Annotated in this window: 8 protein-coding genes; 6 read left to right on the top strand and 2 right to left on the bottom strand. The window is 53.4% G+C overall.

The window, feature by feature from the left end:
* Nucleotides 1–143: 143 nt before the first annotated feature.
* Nucleotides 144–518, bottom strand: a complete 375-nt coding sequence (locus QFX31_RS03520; protein ID WP_348530751.1) for a helix-turn-helix domain-containing protein — start codon at nt 516–518, stop codon at nt 144–146.
* A 184-nt stretch (nt 519–702) separates the two neighbouring features.
* On the opposite strand from QFX31_RS03520, the gene QFX31_RS03515 reads away from it, so the two are divergent.
* The 4 genes from QFX31_RS03515 to mptA all read left to right on the top strand — a co-directional run bounded on the left by QFX31_RS03515 (nt 703) and on the right by mptA (nt 3,488).
* Complete coding sequence (locus QFX31_RS03515; RefSeq protein ID WP_348530746.1) at nt 703–1,305, top strand: hypothetical protein; 603 nt, start codon at nt 703–705, stop codon at nt 1,303–1,305.
* A 120-nt stretch (nt 1,306–1,425) separates the two neighbouring features.
* Nucleotides 1,426–2,184 (top strand): histone deacetylase family protein, encoded by a 759-nt coding sequence (locus QFX31_RS03510; protein ID WP_348530745.1) that lies wholly within the window; start codon nt 1,426–1,428, stop codon nt 2,182–2,184.
* Nucleotides 2,185–2,307: 123 nt separating this feature from the next.
* The gene (locus QFX31_RS03505; RefSeq protein ID WP_348530744.1) at nt 2,308–2,511 is read left to right on the top strand and encodes a hypothetical protein; all 204 of its coding nucleotides are present in this window, start codon (nt 2,308–2,310) and stop codon (nt 2,509–2,511) included.
* An 11-nt stretch (nt 2,512–2,522) separates the two neighbouring features.
* Nucleotides 2,523–3,488, top strand: a complete 966-nt coding sequence (mptA, locus tag QFX31_RS03500) for a GTP cyclohydrolase MptA (RefSeq protein ID WP_348530743.1) — start codon at nt 2,523–2,525, stop codon at nt 3,486–3,488.
* 77 nt (nt 3,489–3,565) lie between these two features.
* Here the strand turns inward: mptA and QFX31_RS03495 are convergent, their stop codons facing one another.
* Nucleotides 3,566–4,672 (bottom strand): transposase, encoded by a 1,107-nt coding sequence (locus QFX31_RS03495; RefSeq protein WP_348530742.1) that lies wholly within the window; start codon nt 4,670–4,672, stop codon nt 3,566–3,568.
* Nucleotides 4,673–4,796: 124 nt separating this feature from the next.
* Between QFX31_RS03495 and QFX31_RS03490 the strand changes: the two genes are divergently transcribed.
* Both QFX31_RS03490 and QFX31_RS03485 read left to right on the top strand, forming a co-directional pair.
* Nucleotides 4,797–5,564 (top strand): hypothetical protein, encoded by a 768-nt coding sequence (locus QFX31_RS03490; RefSeq protein ID WP_348530741.1) that lies wholly within the window; start codon nt 4,797–4,799, stop codon nt 5,562–5,564.
* On the top strand, nt 5,561–5,923 hold the full coding sequence (locus QFX31_RS03485; RefSeq protein WP_348530740.1) for a hypothetical protein: 363 nt from the start codon (nt 5,561–5,563) through the stop codon (nt 5,921–5,923). Before QFX31_RS03490 ends, QFX31_RS03485 begins: the two co-directional genes overlap by 4 nt.
* Nucleotides 5,924–6,069: the final 146 nt, after the last annotated feature.

Here is a 6,069-nt window from a genome sequence, read left to right as displayed (position 1 = left end):
GAGATACAGAGTACTGCTGGACATGGAAGCCTCCTTTTTGAAATAGGCTAAACTTAATTTTAAAGTTTTCTTATAAATGGCTTTTGGTTGCGCTTGTAGAGTCCCGAGATTATAGTCTTCTGCATCAGTTCATATAAATTTACTTAAAAATTAATGGATACATCTAACTTCACAGGTAATTTTATGTAATTTACAATATTATATAAACTTATGCGGAATACTATATGTGATATGCAGACCTTATATTGCTTCCTGATCACATGTTCCAGCATCCGCGCACCAAATCGATATCTTGCATGGGCTGCTCTTACAATACCTGCCTCATTCTCGTCGTAAGGTTTGCAGGGACGACCAATATGCTCTCCCAGTAAAGGTTCCCGTCCAGACTCTCTGTATGACTTTATGATCTGTTGAACCCTCCTTTGTGACACCTTCATGTCCCTCGCAATCTCTTTCGTGGCCACACCTTTGCGGTTCTGGCGAAGAATACAGCGAACCTTCGCCTGGGTCAGCTTCATATTCCGGACTATTACGCCGGAGTTAGATGAGACGCGAAATAATTTCGGGACTCCACAGTTCAACATATGTGGATATGAAGTGAACCGCAAAGTATCTATTCCTTCAGATCAAGGAAATGGCGTGGATCGCATGTCACTACAATGGAATCTGAAAGATGTGCATGTCATGAGACATCTCTTTGCCATGTTTTCTGTGCTCATGCTGGTCCTGATATGTCTCAGCGTGTGCCCAGCATCCTGCGGAGGCAACCGCACCCTGACCCAGCACTCGTATCTCTTTGTCAACGGATACATGGACGAGACGAAGATATACGAGACAGACTACGGGTTCAAGGGACAGAAGCTTGTTGTTGGTACAAGGGGCAGCGGGACAGTCTCGAGGAGGCAGACGATCGACTTCTGGAGCAGCAACACATCAGATGAGAGCGAGATGTACTTCAACGAATGGGGTTACTTTGAATACCATCCGTACTCAGAGGGCCCATCTGAGAGCGATCTGAAGAACGCGCTCTGCGCAAAGAACTACGACATCGGCAGTGTGGTCTCGGAGAGCTATTCATCGATAAGGGATCTCGTCAAGGACACCACAATATACCAGAGCGAGAACGTCTCGCTCTACCAGATCAACTCATATCTCCACGGCACTGCCAGGATAGGGGCGAGGTTCGTCAACAAGACCGACAAGACGACAAACATGCTCATGGGCGGCCTCTATATTGGCGAGGTCAATATACGAGAGGAGATAGAGGTGGGCGAGAATCCACCGCTGACGCTTCCATGCGTCTGAGCTGTTGCCTCCGGCCCAGATCCCTATCCGGTGGCTGTATTTTTGCTGGAATTCGCTGACATGGGCGTCACGAATTCCACAGGCTTTTGATTTCGATGATGCTGACTGTGGAGGAGGGAGATGATCGTAGTCTACAGCAGGGGCTTTGAGGAGCGGTACCCCACAAATCCTGTTGAGCACCCTGACAGGGTCAGGCTTGCAGCTCAGGAGCTATCAGGGTATGAGTTTTTCGAGCCAGCTCCAGCGAGCCACGGGGAGATCGCAGCGGTCCATACCGCAGGCCACATCGAGCGCGTGAGGCTGAGAGGGCTCTACGAGGCTGCGGCTCTTGCAGCAGGTGGCGCTGTTGCAGCCGCGAGGATCTCTCTTAGAGAGCCGGCCTTCGGGCTGATCCGCCCGCCAGGACATCATGCATCCTCCGACCACTCATGGGGCATGTGCTTCTTCAACAACATCGCAATAGCTGTGAAGGCCATCAGGCAGCATGTCCAGAAAGTCCTGATCCTGGACATCGACCTGCACTTCGGCGATGGGACTGTGAGCATATTTCGATGGGATCCGGATGTCAGCGTCGTCAACATCGGCGCCATCGATGCGAACTTCGATTACATAAAGCTCGAGAGCGATGGATACATCGAGCAGGTGGAGAGAGCGCTCGAATCCCACGAGTACGATATCATAGGCGTATCAGCCGGATTTGACACATACCGGCTGGACTGGGGCGGCATACTCGATATGGACGACTACAGTAAGATCGGCTCCCTGATAAGAGACGCATCTGAGGAGAGATGTGGTGGGCGCAGATTCGCAGTTCTCGAGGGCGGGTACCACCAGGATCTGAGATACTGCGTCAGGAGCTTCGTTTCGGGATTTGAGTGATCTCTGAAGGATAGTGGTCTTCTGCCTGCGTTCCTATGGTTGAATGCAGAGCTGCGATCTGAACTGCACCCATCAGAAAAGGCTCAAATATCTTTGGCTCAGGTTTACTGTGAGGACAATCACATGCATGATTCAGAATATGTCGAGAGGCAGCTTCGTGAGCTAATGCTCACAGGCTATGATGAGAATGTTAGGGCAGAGCTTGAGTCCATCCTTGATGGCATAAACGAAAGGGACTGCAGGATCTCGGAGATGCTCGATGAGCTTCTTGAGGAGGTCGACAGGCTCCTGCTGCTGATGGATGAGCTCGGCCTTGATGAGGATTAGGGTGGAGTGTGTTGGACAGACTGCCGGACGTTCAGGCCTGTCACCCCGCATACCCGATCAACCTCACAAGGGTCGGGGTGACGGGAGTGAAGAAGCTCGTGAAGGTCGAGAGGAGCGGTGAGAGGCCCATCGTTCTCATATCGAACTTCGAGGTGTTTGTGGATCTCCCATCGAGCAGGAAGGGCGCGAACCTCTCGAGGAACACCGAGGCCATCGATGAGGTTCTGGAGGAGGAGATCTCGAGGCCTGTTTACGAGATAGAGGAGCTCTGCGGCAAGATCGCCCTGCGTCTGCTCGAGCGGCATGAGTACGCGACGAGGGCTGAGGTGAAGATGAAGAGCGAGTACATAGTGAAGCGTCAGACCCCTGCGACGATGGTGAACTGCCAGGAGGTGGTTGACATCTTCGCGGAGGCGAGGGCCACGACATTCCCCGATCCACACGTCAGAAAGCTCGTCGGCGCTGAGGTCATCGGCACCACAGCATGCCCCTGCGCCCAGGAGATAGTGAGGGAGCAGATGCGCAGGGATCTCCTCAACCTCGGCCTCAGTGCGGATGCGATCGAGGACTTTCTGGCAAGGGTTCCGGTGGCAACGCACAACCAGCGTGGACGCGGCAGCATATCGATAGAGGTCAGCGACAGGAAATGCGTCTCCATAGACCGCATAATAAGAATCATAGAGGAGTCGATGTCCTCGAAGGTATACGGCCTGCTGAAGCGCCCTGATGAGGCTCTTGTCGTATCGCGGGCACACATGAACCCGATGTTCGTGGAGGACTGCGTCCGGGAGATGGCCCAGAGGGTCGTCGCAGCGTTCACCGATCTCCCAGATGACGCGGTCGTCACGCTGAAGCAGATAAACGAGGAGAGCATACACAGACACAATGCGTTCGCCGAGCGGGTGGCAAAGATGGGAGAGCTGCGGGCGGAGCTCGCTGCGATCCAGGAAACGCAGCGCTGTGCTTCTCAGATCTAGAAGATCCCGCTCTTCCGCCGCTGTTATCAGATCGGATACGCAGCTTACAGGCAAAACGATAAAGGAGCCTTCGTCAACTACTCCGGCCTGAAGACCGGAGCTTGTAACTGATGCATATGCACCGCTACAATAGGCTGGTTGACAGCAGCCCTGGATGCGATATTGATCGCAGCGATGTGGTCAGCGAACCCAGCGAAGCCGCACGACTCACATCTAAAATCGTCTCTGGCAGGACGGTTGCTCTTGGAAACGTGTCCGCAGGAGGGACAGGTCTGCGACGTATGCTTCGGATCCACGAACACAACTGGCACGCCAAGCAGTTTTGCCTTGTAGAGGATGTATCTCTTCAGCATATCAAAACTCCAGGCGTGTTTGTCGCGACGCTGAGCCATCCCAACCGGTGCTCTCCGGATGCCCTTGAGGTTCTCAAGAGCGATCGCACGGAGAGTGTCTTTGGCCTTCACGACTATATGCCTGGAGATGCAGTGGTTGACATCTCTGGTGAACCGCTTCACCCTGCCGGAGAGCTTCTTGAGATGCCTTTTAGCAGACCTGGTACCCACACTCTGGAGTCTGGCTCTGAGCGAATCAAGTCGTTCTCTGGTCTCCAGAAGCTTCTCGCCGCTGTGTATCTCGCCATCGGAATCGACAGCGAGATACCTGATTCCGAGATCGACACCGAGCACACCCCTGGGCTCGTAGGGAGTCTCCTCTGGAGCTTCAACGACAGCGGCGAGGTAGAAGACACCGTTTCTGAGTATAAGATCTGCCTGGCCACGGACTCGATCCATCCGAGCTTTCTGGTAGTCACCGATCCTGACGGCGATGAGCTGTCTGCCTTCAAGCGTTGTCAGCGAGACCGCCTCAAGTCCCTTCCAGGAGAGTATTCGCTGATCGTAAACAATCGCGCCATCAGGCCGAAACTGTGGCTTAACAGATCGGTCTCGCTTGTATGCCTCAACAACCTTGGAGATCGCTCTGACTGTGAGCTGTGCGGAGAGACCGAATCGCTTCCTAACGTCGTAGTAAACTGCCTTATGGACCTCGATCTTGTTGGCCTTCCCGATGGAGTACGCTACTTCTGCGATGTAGTTACAGGCCTCGTTGAAGCGGTGCATCGTCTCCAGAAGGATCCTGTACTGCTCCTCGTCTGGATCGAGCCTGATCATCAGAGTCTGAAGCATTGTATTGAGAAATATGTTCAGTTTGTATTAAAATATTTCGGGGTATCTGTGTGGGGTACGCTCCTCCCCGCCCTGAATGGCGGGGTTTCTGCTACCCCTACACCCCAGGAGGTTCTATGAGATCATGACAGACAGGATAGGGCTAATAGGGGAGAGGATAAACACTCTCCTGAAAGAGAGGGGAATAATCGCGAGATGCGAGCTTCTTCACAGGATATACCAGGCGGTTCGCGAGGCGCGTCTGAGCGATGCCGAGATGGATGTACTGAAAAGAATGGTGGGGGAGAGGCCGGCGCCCGGGATATTCTCGAGCATAATGAGCGGGCATCCGGTCTTTCACGACACGCCAAAGCTTGACAGCTTCATAGTGATGCATGGCAGGATCTTCCACTTCCCGCTCTCGGGAAAGTACGACAAGCCGGACTTCGAGAGGGCATACGAGATATTTAAGGGATCAAGGAATGAGCTGCTGGATCTCGTTCGCTCCAACCTGGAGGACCTGACGGCAGATTTTCTCACACGTGCCGGGTACTCGCTATCTCTCAGAGGTCCGGGCAGGCTCACCTTCGTGAAGGGAGAGGACAGGCTGGAGGTTCTTGTCTATCCCAGGATAGGCATGCTCGATGTTGAGGAGTGCATACTCGCGTCTGAGCTTTACGACGGCATGGCCGCAATCGTGCCGCATGAGGAGAGCCTGGAGCCATTCATGTCGTTCTATCAGAAGCATGCGGGCCTTCTCGATGAGAAGGGTGTGCAGATATGGGTGGCCAACATGGAGGAGGGCACTGTCGATCCATTCATAGGGTTCACGACAGATCCTGAGATATACATGGGTTTCAAGAACCCAAAGCTCGCATCGATGGTCAGATCTAGATGGAGGTTCATCAGATGAAACACCCGGACCGTATCTTCTCCTTCATGGAGGTGGATAGCGAGGATGATCTCGTCAAGGCGATGACAGAGCACACATGGCCCCTATGCTACGGATTCTACCACGGCGATCTCCTGTATCTGGGGGACGGCGACAGCGAGGACGCCCAGGAGTATTCAGTGGTCAGGATCGAGAGGACCGAGGGACATCATGGCATTGTGGGCACAGAGATCGGCAGGATCACATCCCGGGATAGGGATGATGTGCGCAGGGTCATACGCAATATGAAAGCAGGTGTGCACAGCATGAGCAATCCTGTCAGAATACAGGTTGAGCCCAAGTGGCATCACAGCTGTCAGCTCTGCAGGCTGGAGGACTGAATCAGGATCATTCGTCTGATGGGAGCAGTGTGCTGACGTGTATCCTGCTATCCGGATCGTGCAGCAACGCACACGCTTCAGCTAACTGATAAGCATCCGCTGTTTCCCAGCCTGAAGGCGAGAATTTCAGATAATGTGGGGGTTTT

The sequence above is a fragment of the Methanothrix sp. genome (assembly GCF_030055635.1).
In the GTDB taxonomy this organism is placed as follows: domain Archaea; phylum Halobacteriota; class Methanosarcinia; order Methanotrichales; family Methanotrichaceae; genus Methanothrix_B.
This window is presented reverse-complemented; position numbering and strand designations above follow the sequence as displayed.